This window comes from Vibrio sp. 10N.261.52.C2, assembly GCF_041471425.1.
Lineage (GTDB): Bacteria > Pseudomonadota > Gammaproteobacteria > Enterobacterales > Vibrionaceae > Vibrio > Vibrio crassostreae_C.
The window spans coordinates 1-872 of record NZ_JBFROH010000086.1; the positions used below are offsets into that span (position 1 = coordinate 1).

Here is an 872-nt window from a genome sequence, read left to right on the forward strand (position 1 = left end):
CATAGACAGAACCTTAAGCACTAAGCTCAGCGTAAATTCCGTCTAACGTAATGTTTTCTTTAGACTTCCTCTGCGCGGACTTTTGAGCGTTCCTTGATATATAACTGGTAGCCCATTCGATTTTATTGCTGATTTCTGACCATGCGCCGTGACTGATACATTCAAATATTGGTAACAGCCAGACATCCACATTTTTTGCCGCTTTAAACAATGAGACCGATGGCATTATCTGAAGCGCAATACTACGCCTAATGATCAGCGCAAGTAAACTGGCCCAGATGAGCCCATCAACGATGGCCTTTTGTGCGGTGACAAATCGTTGCCAGTTGGTGTGAGACTTTAACTCTTTAAAAAGCAGTTCCACCTGCCATCGACAGCGGTAGATCGCCATGATGTCATCGGCAGTAAAGGTGTCTGAAGGTAAGTTAGTTATCCAAATGCAGAATCGTTTTTCTTCAGCAAACCATCGTCGCACGACTCTAAACTCTTGTTTACCTCGACGGACTTTTAGGTCAAGGACCTGCGAACGGTTGGTACCTCGAGTAATGTCTTTCAGCTTCTTCCCTTCTAGCTTAGGCAGCAGTCGCCCCTTGCCGTTCCTTGCCTCAATAATCATAGGGTTCAGAGACTTAGCACCTCGGACAATATAGAATCCGCCATGCTGTTCAAGCTCTCGAAAGAAGTGGAAATCAGGATACCCTGCGTCAGCTAACAGCAATTTGTTGTTCATCGTTTTGGGCTCAGGTAAAAAATCTCTTTCTGATGCCGTATCAGCGCTGATGTTCATCGCGACTGGAGAAAAGCTTTTCAACGACATTGTCATATGACATTCAACCGCTGCAGGGTTACGTTTAAATCGACTCGGATAAACA

The 872-nt window shown here is 45.1% G+C and carries 1 protein-coding gene; it reads right to left on the bottom strand.

Annotated features, from left to right (window positions below; genetic code table 11):
- Positions 1-13 precede the first annotated feature (13 nt).
- Positions 14-872, bottom strand: an 859-nt coding sequence (locus AB4307_RS21630; protein WP_372133481.1) for an IS4 family transposase, incomplete at its 5' end; no start/stop codon positions are given.